A 16,032-nucleotide genomic window follows, 5' to 3' on the forward strand; every position below is an offset into this window, starting at 1 on the left:
GATTGTCTTGCAAGTCCGCATCGAGAGTGAAAACCACATCCCCGCTGGCGAGCTTGAAACCATGCTGCAGGGCAGCGGCTTTGCCAAAATTTCGACGGAACTTGATGATTTTAATCTTGGAATTATGGTGAGCCAATTCTTCCATAACCTCGAAACTACCGTCCCGACTGCCGTCATCGATGAAAATTATCTCATAATCGTGGGAACCGCAGTTTTTTTGAATCTGGGCGGTCAAAAGACGTATTGAATCAACTTCATTTAGCACGGGGATCACAAAAGACAACAACACATTAGCTCCAATTTAAACAAAAATCTGAAAAAGTGCCATGGCCAGCGCGGACGACAAGGGTATTTTGATGTTGTCATCCAGAGGCACACAACTCAATTCTGCCAAAGTCGCGACCAACGCGCCCACAAAGGACACAAGTGGATGCAGCCCAAAAGCCAGGGCAAAGATGAAACAGGATACAAAACAGGCGAGACTTCCTTCCAGGGATTTGCGACCCCCAGAAAGAGGCCGCTGGCCAAAATTCATTCCCACCATCGCGGCAAAAGTGTCCCCGATAGCCAAAAATGAGAGCGCAAAAAAAACCAATTGAGGTGGAAAAAAGGCCACGCAAAGCACAGAGGCAAAAAGAAGGTAGGTTGCTCCAGTAAAATCCCGTAATTCGTGTCGGCGCAACACCAAGCCAAATATCCACCAAAAGGTTTTCTTAAAGTTTTTTTGCCAGAAGCGGTAAAACTCGACCACCAACATGGCGATAAACAGAACTAAAAGTATGTAAAACATCTGTTTGCGGTTGTAATTCAACACATAGCGATAGCCAAAAGGAATCACCAGCGAGCCCAAGTGGATGCTTTTGCGCAGGCTTTCTTTGAAGCGTGCCAACCTTTTGCCTTGGAGAATCTTAGCTTTTGTTTTCACTTGGAAATACGGATAGAATTTTCACCAAACGCGGAGCCTTCCAGTAAAGTTGGATGTCCACAGTTTTATCCGGAGGCAGGCCACGGCTACCGTGATCGAATGTGAAAAGCTTCTGAATCTCTGCCAAACGGACATTTTTAACCAAAATGCGCGGCTCAGGATGCTGTTGTCCAAATGGTAGCAACAGTTCCAACCCACTCCAGTTCACAGCATTAAAACGTTCCAAGGGCAGGCAGACATCGGGTTCGTCTTCATGGGTTTCCACTGGCTTCAAATTTTCGGACAGCCAAGCGTTGTAACATTCCAGGAAGGCGTCGTAATTTTCCGGTTCCATGATGAATCCAGCCGCTTTCACGTGGCCACCGAACTGTTTCAGGTACTCTTTGCAGGCCCCAAAAGCCTCCACCATGTTGAAACCATCGCCACAGCGGCCTTCGCAAACAATCATACCATTATGGTGACGAAGCAGGATTGTAGGAACCCCCAGCTTCCCCAAAATGTAGGTTGCTCCTGTGCCCAGGAGGTGGTAGGGTATAAATTCCTCATCGTCGAAATAGATGAATGCCTGGCTGTTGAAGCCGCTGGCAATGCTGTCCAGATGGTTAAAAATGCGTCCAAGCTCGCTTTCCCATTTTTTTTGTTGGCTTTCCATGGATTGGAAGAGCTCGGCTTTGGCGTCTCCCATCTGCAGCAAAAACCGCATCGCGGTATGTTGGCCACCAGCTTCACGCCCATTCGCAATCAAGCGCGCTGTATATTGAATAAAATTGAAAATTTCGGTATCGGTTTCCACGCGAGGATGGTTTCGCAGCAAAAACTCAACGCTGGGATCCTCAAGTTCATCCCAATTTGAGATCACATGACGAACTAAAACCCGGTTCAAACCTGTCATTGGAACCTTGTCCGCAATGGAGCCAACCGCGGTCCAAAAGTATGAGGAAAGTGGCACCGAGTGATCCAATATCCTTGCCAGATAACGGATTAACAGCAAAGTGACACCCACCCCAGCCAAAGATTTATAGGGATATTCACACTGCGGAAGCTGCGGGTTCACGATTGCATAGGCTTTGGGCAGCACTTCCGGACGAATGAGGTGATGGTCTGTAATCACAGTATCACACCCCAATTCGCTCAGTTTTTGTATTCCTTCTGGGCTGGTGATGCCGTTATCAACTGTGATCGCAAGGCTGTGCCCGCCTTCTTTGACGTAATTTATGAAGCCGTCCTGGATACCGTGAGGCTCCAAGTTGCGGTTTGGTATGTAATAATTGTGTTTTTGATATCCGCAGGAATTGAAAAATTGATAGAGGATATAGGTGCTGGTGATGCCATCGGGATCATCATGACCAAAAATCACGCTGGATTCATTTTCCCGCATTGCCCGGCTGATCCTGTCCGCGGCGTTTTCGATGTTTGCCAAAAGAGCTTCATCTGGCATAACCTCCAGCGTATCCCAGAGACTGCCAGGGTCGATTTTTCTTTTGGCGCAAATCTGGCCCAGAAGGCTCTTGGGATCTATGTCGTACTGATCTTCTACCATATTCCGAGCTCTTCTTTTTCGGGAATTTCACGTGGCGCGGTACGATCCGCCGCTTTTGTGATGATATCGAATCCCGTAAAACCAAACATTAGAAGGTAGGTATTATCCAAAAGCCCGTTGTCATCAAGCTTTCCACGCCGGCTATATTGAAAGCCCAAGTCGATTCGGTTCACGTCGCTCAGCAAGGGCAAACTCAGCCCCAAACTGAGGGAAAGTTCGTTGATTTCAGCGTCGTCAGCCTTGAAAGGTAGATGGCGCCAGGAAACTCCACTACGCATGGGCAGGCTCAAAATCCCCTTGCGGTCTTCGCTGCTGAGAGGCTCGTAAGCCAGCCCCAAAGCGGCTTTCCAGCTATCTGTATATTTTTCATCATCATCAATCGGATTCAAGGCTTTCCAAGGCTCATAGTGAAAATCTGCCGCCAGCTTGAATTCCTGGAGCGGCAAGGCGGTAATCCCCAAGGAATACACTGCCGGAATTTTGTGCGTATATGGCAGTGGCTCTTCGGTTTCGTGGATGCTGGAACGCTGTTCCTCGCCTTTCAGATTTGCTCCCAGACTCCAATAAGCTCCGATGGCCAGTTTTTCCTGACGACGAATGTAACCCAGGGTGAATCCAGGATTTTTGTAGTCCCGAACCATTTCCTCCTCGGTGTTGAACGCCTGAAACCCAGCATCCTGCTTGAAGTTGTGGATTTCGTGGCCAAAATAGAAATTGCCGCTGACGCCAAAGCTGTTGCGTCCCAAAGCCAGGCTGTAAATCAGATCCGCGCGATAGATATAGCGGTCCATCGCATGCTTTTCTGTGATGTTCAGCGTGTCGCCCATGTGCGTGGTTTGAAACTCGCGCTGGTTGTTCACCATTCCCGAAGAATGTGAACTGAACTGGAATCCAAAGCGATGTTGCTTCATCGGAATGCTCAGGCTGAAATATGGAAAATCCAGCGAATTGTCAATATAATTATACTTGTTGCCAGCCTCATCCTTCGAACTGTAATAGTTGTATCCTGGAATCAGCCCGGTGGAAAAAAGACTGCTGTTGTTCAGGTTGTGCAAAGCCGGGTTCGCATAGCCGGAATTCACCCTGAAAACGTCGCTGGAGCCGGTGTCTCCCATCCCCAGGCTATAGATATCTTTGCCATAATAGCGGATGGGATTTCCGTCGAAAGAAAAGACCGAATTTCCTGCAAAAAGAGGAAGGCAGGCCAGTAGCAGCCAAAATAGAGTCAATTTTGTTTTCAATTTATTTCTTATCCTTTTTTTTGTCCTTGGCGGTGGATTTTTTGGATTTCTTCCCCTTGGAAGACTTTCCGCCTTTTTTGGATACAGGTTTCACCGGGTCGGGTGGAATTCGGAAAAAGCGATGGGCATTATTGAAAGCGGTTTCCGCCACTTCCAAAGGTGTGATACCCCTGATCTCCGCAATCTTTTCTGCCACCAAGTGCAGGAAAAGAGGGCTGTTGCGTTTTCCACGATGGGGATGAGGTGTCAGGTAGGGACAATCTGTCTCAATCATGAATTGCTCCGGCGGCATCATGCGAATCACATCATCCAAATTCGCGTTTGGATAGGTGATGTTTCCAGTGAAGGAAATCATCCAACCTTCATCCAAAACCTGCTGGGCAAATATGATATCCCCGGAAAAACAGTGAAAAACCACGTCCTTTGCCTGAGCTTCCTTCAGGATTTTATAACATTCCTGATGAGCGTCGCGGTTGTGAACCACAATTGGTTTGTCATAATCCACAGCAAGCAATGCCTGGTTTCGGAACACTTCACGCTGAACGCTGTATGGGGAAAGGTTCCTGAAATAATCCAAGCCAATCTCACCGATGGCCAAAACTTCTTTTTCCCGGGCCAAACGCTTAATCAGCTCGGCATCAAAATCCACAGCGTCGTGAGGATGGAATCCGGCGGTGGCAAAAATATGCAGATGTTTTTTGGCCAGTTCCAACGAATTTAACGAGGTTTCTTTGTTGAAACCAATGTTGATGATATACTCAATCCCGCTGTCAAAGCATTTGGCAATCAACCTTTCCCGGTCTGCGTCAAACTCTGGCAGATCGAGATGAGCATGCGTTTCAAACAGTTTCATTTATGGCACGTTATCCCTATTTTGAATTTAAAACAAGAAAAACCAAGTGCCGATTTCTTGTCAATTGAAAAGACGCCAAACAGGCAAACTGGACCCATATTTATGCCCAAAACCGCAAAAAATGGTTTTTTATGTCCCTGATGTTGCTGCCAACACTTTGCGCCAATGACACTCAGTTAAATCAAAACCCCGCAATCTTTTATGTATATCCTGTTCCCGGCGCAAAAATTTGATTGACAGATAGTAGCTTTAGGATTATTATGTTTATAAACTACAAAACTGAGGTTAAAAAAATGAAAAACATCAGCAAGATATTCATCATTGCTCTTCTAATCATGGCTTTCGCGCAGGCCGCGTTTGCCATCGAACACAGCGTTGGACTGCGCGTTGGCGGCAGCTATCCTTTGAACGATTACAACACTGATGGCTATAAAAACAACATCAACTTGATGGGCGGGCTTGGCTACGAAGCTTGGTTGAAAGACTGGGTTAGCGTTGGCGCTTTCCCCTATTACACCAAACTTGACGGCGAAGTCGAAGGTGTCATAAAATCAGGTTATGATGCCACCATCATCGGTGCAGAACTGCAAGCTCGTTTCCGCCCCACAAAGGTTGCCGTCCTCAATTTTAAGGAAGGCCCCCTGCAGCGTATCGCTCCTTTTGCGCAAATCGGCTTGGGCGCTGCCCATATCGATAACGATAAGCTTATGGATGGCGAATTTGCTTTCATGGCGCCCACCGCCGGGCTCGGTGTTTCCCTCATGAGCAAATGGAATGTGGATCTGGATCTGGGCGTTCAGCTTGACCATGTGCTCAGCGATAAAGTGGACAACCTGGAAGGCGGTGGAAAACTCATGGATTCCCACCTGATGCCCTATATCGGTCTCAGCTACACTTTTGGCGGCAAAAAAGCAGCCGTGGCGCCCGCCTATCGCGGACCCCGCCGCAACATTATCAGCATGGATGAAGACTTCACCCTGGATGGCGTGCAGTTCGAATTTGGCAGCAACAAGCTGACCGTCGGCGCCCAGGAAATCTTGGACGAAGTTATCGTCGAACTGAAAAAAAGCCCCAGCGTGAAAATTGAAGTCCACGGCCACACCGACAACGTTGGCAAAGCGGACTACAATATCACCCTTTCCCAGGAACGCGCCATCGCCGTTAAGGATTATATGGTTTCCAAAGGCATCACAGCCAGCCGCATCGAAACCAAAGGTTTTGGCGACAGAAGGCCTGTTGCCAGCAACGACACCGCTGAAGGTCGCGCGCTGAACCGCCGCATCGATTTTGTTATCGTCAAATAAAACAAAATCCACAAGATTATTTGAGGCTTCCGCTTGGAAGCCTCTTTTTTTTATGCTTTATTCGCTCTTGCTTCTGGCTCGAACGTCATTTCTACATGCCTCTCCAGCATCCCGATTCTTTGACGGGATACTCACGAGTGACATTCAAGAGGGATTTGAGCTGGAAAAAAGCAGGAAGCAAGGAGGATTTGAGGGTTTTAAAAGAAAAAACATTGTTGAAAAACTCTTGCCCAAAAAATAATCCTTGACGTCAAAGCGCCGCATCCATATATTGGTATTCATCATTTTTGAAACATAAAGGAGTGAACATGAAAAAGGTGATTTTTCTGCTGATGGCTTTTGCCATTGTCGCGGTATCCCTTGTGGCACAAGAGTCTTCCATCATCTCTCCGGCCCCGACGCAAGTCAAAATGAGATTTGAGGAACGCGAACCTTTTCTCGTGATGGGTCTGGAAACCATGGGCACCATGGAATCTGATGACTATATGGAAGCCTGGACAAAGTTTTTCTCCCTGCGTGAAAAACTCCCGGAAACCGTGGATAATTGCATTTATGGCATCTATTATCCCGGCGAGAAATTCGATCCCAAAACCATGAAAGGCAACAACTATCTGGTTGGAATGGAAGTGAAGGAATCCGTGGAACTGCCCAAAGAGCTAAAACTTATCAAGGCTCCAGGTGGATATTTCGCAGTATTCGATCATGTTGGCAGTGTCAAAGATATCGGTGAAACCTATGAATATATCTTTGGACCCTGGCTCGCCACATCAGGCTACATACCTGTCGGTGCCGAGATGTATGAGCGCTACGACGAACGTTTCAAAGAAAGTTCCGCCAATTCCGTCATCGAGATTTGGGTGCCGGTTCAAAAGCTCGAATCTGATGTCAAACCGCCGGTAAAGATTGAGAAGGAACCGGCTTTAAAGGAAACACCCAAGAAATAGTAAGTAAGTTTCTTTAACCATATTGCCCATAAAGCGTTAAAAATCAACGCTCAGGGTTAAACCGTTCATATTTTGCGCCGGGGTCAGATGAAGCCTCGGCGTATTTTTTAGAGTCAATTTCCCACACAGGTATCCGATTAAAGCCCCCGCGGCCACATCCGCAGCCCAGTGTTCATCCAGATAAAGCCTTGAAACAGAGCTGAGCGAAGCCAAGCCATAAACCGTCGGCGCCACCCATTTTTGGTCTGGATATTGAGCTGCCAAAACCGGAACAACGCTCCAAATGATGGCGCTGTGGCCTGATGGAAAAGAATCGTTTGAGAGCGAAAAGGACGGTGCTGTCCAAAATCCTGCTCCAATTTCCATCCCCGGTTGCGGTCTTTGGGTCGCGATTTTCAAAGCTTGGGTGGAAACTGAGCTTAAAATCATGCTTTTCAGGCAAAGCAGTCCCGTATCCATGGTTTTATCCGAACCTGCCAAGTAACCAGCCCCAATTGTCAGTGCCACAGCAGGATAGAGATACTTGAATTCCGAGATTTCTGAACCCACTTCCATGGGCAGTTCAAGCCAATCTTTTCTGTGGTTTTGGATTTTGTTTTTGATGGCAGTATCGGCAAAATAAAGGCTTCCCACAGCGATTACAGCTCCTCCGGCAGCAAGCCAATCCTCTGTGTGCCAATCTTTTGGAGCCAGAAAAGCCTCACCCACGCTCTGGGGATAAGAAAGCAAATAGGCGCCCAGAAAGCTTTCCCCGTCTGTGGCAAACAGGGTGTTCAATCCCAAAATGAGCGTTATGAGCGCGACACAGATTTTTGTTTTCATGGATGCACCTAAAATGATGTGTTGTAGTTTCGTCAAGTTTTCCTTTTCCTGGCATCCGGTAAGTCCATTTTTTCCAAATCTGGGAACGAAATTATCAAGCCTCCGACATATATGAGCGAGCCTGATGAAAAAACACATATATACCCCTAAACCCTTGTCTCGCTTATGGTTGGCTTATTAAACATAAGGGAGACATAAGGCGGCTATTAAGAACAAGGCTTAAAACCTTGATTAACACGAGGACTTTCAAGTTCCTTCAAAATTGATTTAGAATCGCTCCCCAAAGTGCCGGAAAAATTACTAAAACAGTAAATTAGGTTGAAAAGAGGGAATCCTGTTGAGATATTTGGGTTTATCCCCATTTTTGATGGGCTCAAAACTGCGGATGCCAGCCTTGTTTTCCCCCAAGGCTTCATGGCATTATAGGATTGACAAAATACCCTCTTTCAAAAGACTGTCCCAAAAACCATCAGGGAAGTTTAATCGTTTAATGAGGAAGCACATAGTCTCCATTGTGGGACGTCCAAACGTGGGAAAATCCACGCTGTTCAACCGACTTTGCAGAAAGCGTTCTGCCATTGTTGATGCTGTTGAAGGCATCACGCGCGACCGCAAATATGAAGATGTGGAATGGGGCGGAAAGGTTTTCAAGCTGGTTGATACCGGTGGCATTGTTTTTGACAGTGGTGAAACACTGAACAAAATGATACGCCATCAGGCTCTTTTGGCGATCGATGAATCGGATTTAATCCTGTTTATGGTGGACGCCCACACAGGCACCACCGATGTGGACAAGGAAATCGCCAAAATCCTTTATCCTCACAGGGACAAGGTGATGCTGGTGGCAAACAAGGCCGACAATGAAAAATTTGAATGGGAGCTATACGACTTCCTCCAGCTCGGTTTGGGCGATCCGTTCCCCATTTCAGCCCAGCAGGGCCGAAACACGGGCAATTTTTTGGATGAATTGCTTTCTTTAATCCCTGAAACCCAGTCCGCCTATGAAAAAGAGGAATCCGAACTCACTCGCATCGCGGTGGTAGGCAAGCCAAATGTGGGAAAATCCTCAATCGTGAACCTGATGTTGGGCAGTGAAAAACAAATCGTGACCGATATTCCTGGAACCACGCGTGACGCGGTGGACAGCAAATTTCGCTATCATGGTCAGGATTACATTTTGGTGGATACAGCCGGTTTGCGCCGCAAAGCCAAGGTGGCCTATGGCGTTGAATATTATAGCGTTATGCGCACGATTGAGGCGGTTGACCGCTCGGATATGGTGGTTTTGGTTTTGGCGGCGAATGAAGAGATTTCGGAACAAGACCAAAAAATCGCGTCCTACGCCAAACGCCGCATGAAAGAGATAATGGTGGTTTTCAATAAATGGGATTTGGTGGAAAAAGACACCAAAACCACCGGCAGGTTCATCGCGGACTTGCACGATAAAATGTCTTTCCTGCAATACGCTCCGGTGCAGTTTATTTCCGCCAAAACTGGACAGCGGATAAACCGGATTATGGAAACGATTGTGATGATTGAGCAAGAAAGCGAAAAACGAATATCCACCAGCGAATTGAACAGCTTTATGGAAACCGTGGTGGAAAGACGTCCGCCCACACACAGCACCGGACGCCACGTGACAATTCATTATGTGACCCAAGCCGCCATCAAGCCTCCAACCTTTGTTTTCTTTTGCAATAAACCCGCCCTGGTGAGCGAAAATTATCGCCGTTATCTGCACAATCGTATCCGGGAAATGTTTGGTTTTGAAGGAGTTAGCATAAAACTGATTTTCAAGGGGAAGAAAGAAGAGGAGCCAATCGAATGAACACAGCCATCCTTTGGGTTTTGCTCTGCCTGGGGGCATATCTAATTGGCAGCATTCCCTTTGGCTATCTTGCCGGTAAACTCTTCCATCGAAAGGATATCCGCGCCGGCGGCAGTGGAAACATCGGTGCCACAAACGCGCTCAGGCAATATGGCGCAAAAACCGGCGTGGCGGTGTTGATTCTGGATATTTTAAAAGGGCTGGCGGTGGCTCTGCTTTTGATCAAAGTTGTACCCAGTCTGGCTTTGAAAATCAGCCAGGGTGTTCCTCAAGAGCGCTTCGTTTTCCAACTTCCCGCTCTGATGGTGATTTTGGGGCACATGTTCCCTGTGTTTTTGGGCTTCAAGGGTGGAAAAGGTGTTGCCACCGCGGCGGGGGTTTTCATCATTCTGGCACCGGTTCCCCTGCTTGTGGCAATGTTGATATTTTTGGCTGTGACCGCGCTGAGCCGCTACGTTTCCCTGGGTTCGATCTTCGCGGCTGCCATGCTTTTTGTTTCTGAACTTTTATGGAATATCTTCATCCTGCGTGAACCAGAATTTCCCTGGATGACTCTAATCGTGGCGCTGCTGGTGATTTACAAACATAATCAAAACATCCTCCGCCTCTTGGAAGGACGGGAAAACCGTCTCAGTTTTAAGAAAAAGGAAAACACCTGATGTGTGGAATTGTTGGAATATTTGGAAACCCTGATGCCGCCAGGCTCGCGGCTTTGGGGATGTTTGCCCAGCAGCATCGTGGCCAGGAAAGTTGTGGCATGGCGGTCTGTAATGGTCGTGTGCTGCAATTGCACAAGGGGATAGGTTTGGTGAAAGAGGTGTTCAATTCCGAGGTTTTGGACAGCCTGCCCGGCAGCATTGCCATCGGACACGTTCGCTATCCAACCAAAGGCGCCGCAACACAATACAATTCCCAACCCCACTTGGTGGAAACTCTTTTTGGACCCTCCTACGCGCTTGCCAGCAATGGCGACGTGGTGAATTATGATTCCGTGCGCGCCATGCTGGAATCGGAAAACGTTTATTTTAAAAGCGATAACGATGGTGAATTGCTGGTGAGATTCATCGCCTGGCGTCTTTGGAAGGGTGATGATCCAGTTCAGGCAATCCGCGCTTTGATGCGTGATGTGAAGGGCGCTTATTCCTGTGTTTTTTGCACCAAAAGAGAGCTCTATCTCTTTCGTGATCCGCTTTCCATGCGACCCATGGTTTGGGGTAAAACAACGGATGGAACCGTTGTGGCAGGCTCGGAAAGCTGCGTTTTGGATATTTTACAAGCGGGTGAAAGGAAGGAAGTTCCCGCCGCTGGCATCATCCGAATAAATTCAAGCGGTATCCAAATTATTGAAAACGACCCCAAAAACTATCGGACGTGTAACCATAACAGCTACTGCGTTTTCGAGCATATCTACTTTTCCCGACCGGACAGTTATCACTTTGGCGAAGACGTTTTCATGGTGCGGGAACAGATTGGCGCCATGCTCGCTGAGGATGATAAAGGTTTGGATGCCGATTGCGTGGTGCCGGTGCCCGACTCCGCAAACTTCATGGCGGTGGGCTATTCCAAAGCCAGTGGCATCCCGCTGTCGCTTGGTTTAATCCGCAACCACTATGTTGGACGCACTTTTATCAAACCGGAGCAGACAGTTCGGGATGAAGGGGTTTTGCAAAAATTCAATCCGCTGCCCAATTTCTTTGCTGGGAAAAAAGTGGTTTTGATAGATGACTCCATCGTACGTGGGACCACCATCGGCAAGATTGTGGCATTAGTTAAAGCAGCGGGTGCCAAAGAGATACATCTGCGGGTGGGCTCGCCTCAAGTGCGTTTTCCCTGCTATTTCGGGATTGACACCCACAGCCCGGAAAAACTTGCCGCGAACCGATTTTCTCTGGATGAATTCCAAAAAAATATCGGAGTGGACAGCCTGAAACACCTCTCTTTGAACAGCCTTGCCAAATGCCTGCGCGAATCCGAAGAGTATTGCTATGCTTGCTTTAACGGTGAATATCCTCTGGAGATTACATGATTGCAAACCTGCTTGATAAATTCAAAGGGAAAAAAATCCTCGTTTTGGGCGACGTGATGCTGGACCAATATGTTTGGGGAAAAGTTGAGCGAATTTCCGCCGAAGCCCCGGTGCCGGTTTTGGAAGCGCAGAGCGAGGAACTGCGTTTGGGCGGCGCGGCGAACGTTGCGCTGAATATCCACTCTCTGGGCGGAACACCGCTTTTAGTTGGTGTCACCGGAGCTGACCAAGCTGGTGAAGACCTGATGGAACTTTTGGAAAAAAAAGGGATTTCCGCCAGCGGCATCCAGCCCGATCCAAGCCGCGGCACCACTTGCAAAAAGAGGATTGGCGCTGCCAATCAACAAATCGTGCGGATAGATTATGAAAATCGTGACGACCTCAGCAGTTCCATCCGCGCCAAGGTTTTGGAAAAAACTCTTGAGCGCCTTCAAAACAGCGACGCTCTCATCATCCAGGATTATGAAAAAGGCCTGCTTGCTGAACCGCTGATCCGGGAAGTGCTGAAAGCTGCCAAAGAGCAAGATATTCCCGTGGCGGTGGATCCCAAATTGAAAAACTTCCAAGCTTATGAGGGTGTGGACATTTTTAAGCCCAACTACAATGAATTTCAAGCGATTAGGGCAACGATTTTCGACAGCGATGAAGCTTTTTTCCGTTCCGCCGTGGAACTGCGAAAAGAATTGAATTTTAAAAACCTGATTGTGACTCGCAGCAGCTTGGGAATGTATATTTTTAACGGTGACAAAGAGCCCCGGCGTATTCCAACCTACGCCCAGGAGGTTTTCGACCCCTCCGGTGCTGGTGACACTGTGATTTCGGCGCTCACATTGGCTTGGACCAGCGGCGCGGATATCGACCTTGCGGCTGAGCTGGCAAATCACGCCGCTGGAGTGGTTTGTGGAATTAAAGGGACTGCCAGCGTGACCCCGCAACAAGTTTTGGCAAGCTATCGTGATCAAAAATAAGATAAAAAATTGGGACGAAGCGGCTTTTTTGGCTTCCGAACTTCAAGCCCAGGGTGGCAAAGTGGTTTTCACAAATGGCTGTTTCGACCTTATCCACGCTGGTCATGTCCAATATTTGGAGCAGGCAAAAGCCTTGGGCGATGTATTAATTGTGGGCATGAATAGCGATTCCAGCGTGCGCGGACTGAAAGGAAAGACCCGCCCCCTCGTGAAAGAGGAAGACCGCGCCATGGTGCTTGCCGCCCTGCAAAGTGTTGATATTGTTGTTGTTTTCAACCAAGAGACACCCTTGAAATTGATTGAACATATTCGTCCCGATGTTTTGGTGAAGGGTGGAGATTGGGAACCAGGCCAAATCGTTGGCGCGGACTTTGTTTTGGCTGGAGGCGGTCTGGTGAAAAGCCTGCCTTTCAGGGAAGGGATTTCCACCACCGATTTGATTAAGCGTGCCGCAATTTTGGCAGAGAAGGAAAAGAAATGAGCGAAGAAAAACACCAGGAAACTGCTCAAGAAGATGTTGGGACAGTGGTTTGGGCAGAAGGCTCCCAGGTGCGGGTGGAACTCGTCCGCGGAGCAGGATGTAAATCCTGTTCCATGCGCGGGATGTGTTTCGGACGAAATACCCCTGCGGTTTTCGAGCTGGAAACAGATTTGGAATTGGCGGTTGGAGACAAGGTACAGCTTGAGATTTCCCCCTCCACACGGGTTCTTTCCTCGCTTCTGGTTTTCGGTTTGCCCATGCTCACGCTTTTTGTGGCCTTCATTTTGGCTTCCCGCTGGCTGATTGAAATCGCCGCCATCGGGATTGCTTTTGCCGCCACGGCGCTTAGTTTTTTGATAATGAAACTGATAGATAAATGTTTTGGCAACCGCCTGCAGGTGCGGATTGGGAGAAAAATATGATTATCCGGCTGAATGAAATGGTTTTTTATGGCTACCACGGTGTTCATGATGAGGAGCGAACACTTGGCCAGCGCTTTATTGTGAGCTTGGAAATGCAAACCGATCCTGCCTCTGACCGCGATATCCGCAATCTGGAAGACACGGTGGATTACACCAAGGTTTACGATGATATTCGCGAAATCATGGAAAGCCGCCAGTTCCAGCTTTTGGAAGTGTGCGCCAACCTTGTGGCAGACAAGCTGTTAGACGACTTTCCTCTCATCCAAGATCTAAATTTGCGCATCCAAAAACCTTCCGTGCCCATTCGCGGTATTTTGCGCAGCGTGGAAGTTGAAGTTCAAAGGAGCCGCGAGTGACAGCCTGGCTCAGCCTGGGTTCGAACCTCCAGGATCCCAGTTTCCAAGTGCGGAACGCCTTGCGCCACTTGGAGATGGATCCCGGTATCCAGGTTTTGAGGAGTTCTTCCCTGACGCGCAGCAAAGCATACGGAAAACAAGACCAGCCCGATTTTTATAACCAAATGGTGGAAATCGAGACAGAATATGACCCCAATGAGCTGTTGGAGAGAATGTTGAAGCTTGAAACAAGGCTCGGCCGTGTCCGTGAGGAACGCTGGGGACCCCGTGTCATCGATATCGACATTCTGCTTTATGGAACACTGGAGCTGCAAAGCCCCAGCCTGACTGTTCCGCACCCAGATTTTCATCGGCGGCGCTTCGTGTTGGAACTTCTAAACGAAGTGGAGCCAGAGCTTTGGCATCCTGTTTTAAACCAAACAGTTGCCCAACTTCTGGATGAACTGAAAACTGCAAAGGAACCCAAATGAACCATCTCACAGCCATAATCCTGGCTGCCGGAAAAGGCACCAGAATGAATTCAAACCGCGCTAAAGTCCTGTTTCCCATCGCGGGCAAAGCCATGGTTCAGCGCGTGGTGGAAAGTGCCTTCAAAGCAGGCTGTCAAAGCCTTTGCGTGGTGGTTGGCCACCAAAAGGAAAACGTGGTTTCCCTCCTGGAAGGCGACCCCAGAATCTCTTTTGCGGAACAGGCTCAACAGCTTGGCACCGGCCACGCTGTGATGATGGCGCAAGCATTTTTCCAAAACCCGGATCAGGACGTGCTCGTGCTCAGTGGCGACGTTCCGCTCCTCAGCCCTGAAACCCTGCAAAAAATGCATAGCGAACACCTTGATAACGGCTTTTCCTGCACGGTTTTAACGGCGTTTTTGGACGACCCCGGAAAATATGGACGCATCTTGCGGGAACCGGATGGACAGATTAGTGGCATCGTTGAATTCAAGGACGCCACACCCGCGCAACTCTCCATCAAAGAATGGAATACGGGAATCTATTGCTTCAAATCCGAAGACCTTTTTTCAGCCCTGGCACAGGTCTCAAATTCAAATAATCAACAGGAATATTACCTCACGGATGTACTTTCCATCCTTCGTTCCCAGAGCAAAAAAGTGGGCGCTGTGGTTTTGGAAAACCTTGTGGAAGCCTCCGGTGTTAATTCCCAACAACAGCTTGCCGAATTGGAAGACCAGTTTGTGGATTCCATTCGCCGGCGCTGGCTCAATCTTGGCGTGATGATTCACAATCCTCAAACCGTTTTCATCGGAGAAGATGTTATCCTGGAGCCTGACGTCCAAATCTGTCAAAACTGTGTTATCAAAGGTAAAAGCTACATCAAATCCGGTTCGATAATAGGCACATGTTCCATCATTGAAGACAGTCGCCTGGGTGAAAACTGTGTTTTGAAAGGCCATAACATTTTGGTAAATGCCACACTCAAAGAGGGAAGCGTTTTGGCGCACGCTGCTCAAGCTATCGAGGATGAAAACCAGTGAGCGATAAATTTCTCTATTCCCCCTGGCGCTTGGATTATATTCAAAGCGAAAAGCCTGAAGACTGCGTTCTTTGCCGCTTCCGCCAGCCGGGACGGGATCGGGAAAATCTCATCGTACACCGCGATGAAAACTTCTACGTGATGCTGAACCGATATCCCTACAATAATGGCCACATCATGCTTGTACCCTACCTCCACGTGAAAAGTTTGGGTGAATTGCCTCCCGCCACGATGGAAGAACTGGGACAGATGCTCCAACTCTGCGAAAAAGCTCTCAACCAAGCCTACGCCTGCGAAGGAATGAATATCGGAATCAATCTGGGACGTGCCGCCGGAGCTGGAATCGCGGAACATCTTCACATCCATTTGGTGCCACGCTGGAGCGGTGATTGCAATTTCATGAGCGCTGTGGGCGGAAAACGCGTCATCCCGGAAGCCTTCGAGGTCAGTTTTGAGCGCCTCAGCCGAGCTTTTTCCAGCTTGAAGGAGCCTGCTCAGTGAGCAAAACCAAAAAATCCCGCTCCAAAAAGTTCAGGATGAAGCAATCCTTCCTTTGGATCCTGATTGGAGTTTTGGCACTCATTTTGACAGCCCTGGCTTTAATCCAACATTTTGGACTTCCTGACAGAGCCATGCCTGATGAAGAAAGCAGCCTTCCAGCCCTCAAGGTAATGGTCAAAAACGGCTGTGGCGTGGAAAATCTAGCCGCGGAATACACAGAATTTATCAAAGATAAAAATATCGACGTGGTAGAAATCGGCTCCACCTCAAAACCCATTTACAACAAAAGTATCATTGAAGTGAAAACCAACGACCCTCAGGATTTGGCGC

The 16,032-nt window shown here is 48.3% G+C and carries 19 protein-coding genes; 13 read left to right on the forward strand and 6 right to left on the reverse strand.

Features of this window, described 5'->3' with window-relative positions; all coding sequences use genetic code 11:
• From GX135_03235 to GX135_03255, 5 genes are all read right to left on the reverse strand, one after another.
• Positions 1-289: glycosyltransferase (locus tag GX135_03235; GenBank protein ID NLN85106.1), on the reverse strand; the 289-nt coding region annotated here is incomplete at its 3' end.
• A 12-nt stretch (positions 290-301) separates the two neighbouring features.
• Positions 302-889, reverse strand: coding sequence for a phosphatidate cytidylyltransferase (locus GX135_03240; GenBank protein NLN85107.1), 588 nt, complete (start codon positions 887-889; stop codon positions 302-304).
• Positions 890-908: 19 nt separating this feature from the next.
• On the reverse strand, positions 909-2,465 hold the full coding sequence (locus tag GX135_03245) for a DHH family phosphoesterase (GenBank protein ID NLN85108.1): 1,557 nt from the start codon (positions 2,463-2,465) through the stop codon (positions 909-911).
• Entirely contained in the window at positions 2,459-3,706 is a 1,248-nt protein-coding gene (locus GX135_03250; protein ID NLN85109.1) for a hypothetical protein, read from the reverse strand. Before GX135_03250 ends, GX135_03245 begins: the two co-directional genes overlap by 7 nt.
• 1 nt (position 3,707) lies before the next feature.
• Positions 3,708-4,559: a TatD family hydrolase gene (locus tag GX135_03255; protein NLN85110.1), complete on the reverse strand. Its 852-nt coding sequence runs from the start codon at positions 4,557-4,559 to the stop codon at positions 3,708-3,710.
• A 293-nt stretch (positions 4,560-4,852) separates the two neighbouring features.
• Between GX135_03255 and GX135_03260 the strand changes: the two genes are divergently transcribed.
• Together GX135_03260 and GX135_03265 are read left to right on the forward strand one after the other, a co-directional pair.
• Positions 4,853-5,863: an OmpA family protein gene (locus GX135_03260; GenBank protein NLN85111.1), complete on the forward strand. Its 1,011-nt coding sequence runs from the start codon at positions 4,853-4,855 to the stop codon at positions 5,861-5,863.
• Positions 5,864-6,171: 308 nt separating this feature from the next.
• On the forward strand, positions 6,172-6,807 hold the full coding sequence (locus GX135_03265) for a GyrI-like domain-containing protein (GenBank protein ID NLN85112.1): 636 nt from the start codon (positions 6,172-6,174) through the stop codon (positions 6,805-6,807).
• A 36-nt stretch (positions 6,808-6,843) separates the two neighbouring features.
• On the opposite strand, the gene GX135_03270 is transcribed toward GX135_03265, so the two are convergent.
• Entirely contained in the window at positions 6,844-7,629 is a 786-nt protein-coding gene (locus tag GX135_03270; protein ID NLN85113.1) for a phosphatase PAP2 family protein, read from the reverse strand.
• A gap of 514 nt (positions 7,630-8,143) precedes the next feature.
• Here GX135_03270 and GX135_03275 point away from each other — a divergent pair.
• From GX135_03275 to GX135_03325, 11 genes are all read left to right on the forward strand, one after another.
• Positions 8,144-9,457 carry a ribosome biogenesis GTPase Der gene (locus tag GX135_03275; GenBank protein ID NLN85114.1) on the forward strand — a complete coding sequence of 438 codons (1,314 nt, stop codon included), beginning with the start codon at positions 8,144-8,146 and terminating at the stop codon, positions 9,455-9,457.
• Positions 9,454-10,116, forward strand: coding sequence for a glycerol-3-phosphate 1-O-acyltransferase PlsY (plsY, locus tag GX135_03280; GenBank protein NLN85115.1), 663 nt, complete (start codon positions 9,454-9,456; stop codon positions 10,114-10,116). Before GX135_03275 ends, plsY begins: the two co-directional genes overlap by 4 nt.
• Positions 10,116-11,483 carry an amidophosphoribosyltransferase gene (gene purF / locus GX135_03285; protein ID NLN85116.1) on the forward strand — a complete coding sequence of 456 codons (1,368 nt, stop codon included), beginning with the start codon at positions 10,116-10,118 and terminating at the stop codon, positions 11,481-11,483. Before plsY ends, purF begins: the two co-directional genes overlap by 1 nt.
• Positions 11,480-12,451 carry a D-glycero-beta-D-manno-heptose-7-phosphate kinase gene (gene rfaE1, locus GX135_03290; GenBank protein ID NLN85117.1) on the forward strand — a complete coding sequence of 324 codons (972 nt, stop codon included), beginning with the start codon at positions 11,480-11,482 and terminating at the stop codon, positions 12,449-12,451. Before purF ends, rfaE1 begins: the two co-directional genes overlap by 4 nt.
• Positions 12,435-12,932 carry a D-glycero-beta-D-manno-heptose 1-phosphate adenylyltransferase gene (gene rfaE2 / locus GX135_03295; protein NLN85118.1) on the forward strand — a complete coding sequence of 166 codons (498 nt, stop codon included), beginning with the start codon at positions 12,435-12,437 and terminating at the stop codon, positions 12,930-12,932. Before rfaE1 ends, rfaE2 begins: the two co-directional genes overlap by 17 nt.
• Entirely contained in the window at positions 12,929-13,354 is a 426-nt protein-coding gene (locus GX135_03300; protein ID NLN85119.1) for a SoxR reducing system RseC family protein, read from the forward strand. Before rfaE2 ends, GX135_03300 begins: the two co-directional genes overlap by 4 nt.
• Positions 13,351-13,710, forward strand: a complete 360-nt coding sequence (folB, locus tag GX135_03305; GenBank protein NLN85120.1) for a dihydroneopterin aldolase — start codon at positions 13,351-13,353, stop codon at positions 13,708-13,710. The genes GX135_03300 and folB overlap by 4 nt, the downstream gene beginning before the upstream one ends.
• Entirely contained in the window at positions 13,707-14,180 is a 474-nt protein-coding gene (folK, locus tag GX135_03310; protein ID NLN85121.1) for a 2-amino-4-hydroxy-6-hydroxymethyldihydropteridine diphosphokinase, read from the forward strand. Before folB ends, folK begins: the two co-directional genes overlap by 4 nt.
• On the forward strand, positions 14,177-15,202 hold the full coding sequence (locus GX135_03315; GenBank protein ID NLN85122.1) for a bifunctional N-acetylglucosamine-1-phosphate uridyltransferase/glucosamine-1-phosphate acetyltransferase: 1,026 nt from the start codon (positions 14,177-14,179) through the stop codon (positions 15,200-15,202). The genes folK and GX135_03315 overlap by 4 nt, the downstream gene beginning before the upstream one ends.
• Positions 15,199-15,702, forward strand: a complete 504-nt coding sequence (locus tag GX135_03320) for an HIT domain-containing protein (GenBank protein ID NLN85123.1) — start codon at positions 15,199-15,201, stop codon at positions 15,700-15,702. Before GX135_03315 ends, GX135_03320 begins: the two co-directional genes overlap by 4 nt.
• A partial coding sequence (locus GX135_03325) for a LytR C-terminal domain-containing protein (protein NLN85124.1) occupies positions 15,699-16,032 on the forward strand: 334 nt, incomplete at its 3' end. The genes GX135_03320 and GX135_03325, both read left to right, overlap by 4 nt.

The sequence above is a fragment of the Candidatus Cloacimonadota bacterium genome (assembly GCA_012522635.1).
Lineage (GTDB): Bacteria > Cloacimonadota > Cloacimonadia > Cloacimonadales > Cloacimonadaceae > Syntrophosphaera.

Excerpts from the sequence above, each read along its gene's own strand:
- GX135_03245 (NLN85108.1), bottom strand. The coding sequence starts at position 2,465 with ATGGTAGAAGATCAGTACGACATAGATCCCAAGAGCCTTCTGGGCCAG.
- GX135_03255 (NLN85110.1), bottom strand. The coding sequence starts at position 4,559 with ATGAAACTGTTTGAAACGCATGCTCATCTCGATCTGCCAGAGTTTGAC.
- GX135_03260 (NLN85111.1), top strand. The coding sequence starts at position 4,853 with ATGAAAAACATCAGCAAGATATTCATCATTGCTCTTCTAATCATGGCT.
- GX135_03265 (NLN85112.1), top strand. The coding sequence starts at position 6,172 with ATGAAAAAGGTGATTTTTCTGCTGATGGCTTTTGCCATTGTCGCGGTA.
- GX135_03270 (NLN85113.1), bottom strand. The coding sequence starts at position 7,629 with ATGAAAACAAAAATCTGTGTCGCGCTCATAACGCTCATTTTGGGATTG.
- plsY (NLN85115.1), top strand. The coding sequence starts at position 9,454 with ATGAACACAGCCATCCTTTGGGTTTTGCTCTGCCTGGGGGCATATCTA.
- purF (NLN85116.1), top strand. The coding sequence starts at position 10,116 with ATGTGTGGAATTGTTGGAATATTTGGAAACCCTGATGCCGCCAGGCTC.
- rfaE1 (NLN85117.1), top strand. The coding sequence starts at position 11,480 with ATGATTGCAAACCTGCTTGATAAATTCAAAGGGAAAAAAATCCTCGTT.
- GX135_03300 (NLN85119.1), top strand. The coding sequence starts at position 12,929 with ATGAGCGAAGAAAAACACCAGGAAACTGCTCAAGAAGATGTTGGGACA.
- folB (NLN85120.1), top strand. The coding sequence starts at position 13,351 with ATGATTATCCGGCTGAATGAAATGGTTTTTTATGGCTACCACGGTGTT.
- GX135_03315 (NLN85122.1), top strand. The coding sequence starts at position 14,177 with ATGAACCATCTCACAGCCATAATCCTGGCTGCCGGAAAAGGCACCAGA.